The organism is Desulfovibrio desulfuricans (assembly GCF_024460775.1).
GTDB lineage: Bacteria > Desulfobacterota > Desulfovibrionia > Desulfovibrionales > Desulfovibrionaceae > Desulfovibrio > Desulfovibrio desulfuricans_E.
The window spans coordinates 1-208 of the sequence record NZ_JANFYZ010000151.1; the positions used below are offsets into that span (position 1 = coordinate 1).

Annotated in this window: 1 protein-coding gene; it reads left to right on the top strand. The window is 53.4% G+C overall.

Annotated elements, in window-relative coordinates:
• A partial coding sequence (locus NE637_RS15735; protein ID WP_256267860.1) for a peptidase associated/transthyretin-like domain-containing protein occupies positions 1-208 on the top strand: 208 nt, incomplete at both ends.

A 208-nucleotide genomic window follows, 5' to 3' on the forward strand; every position in this document is an offset into this window, starting at 1 on the left:
CGTCGGGAAAAGACGGATCGTTCTCGATCGAACTGGCGGCAGACGTGTACGAAGTGACGATCAGCGCGGACGGGTATGTGGATGAAACGTTCGAGTTTGAGATGGAGAAAGATAAAAATTACAGCGGAGAGCAGTTTACGATTTCACCGGAGCTGGCGGCGGGCAGCGCGCGTATCGTATTGGAATGGAACGCACAGCATCAGGATCT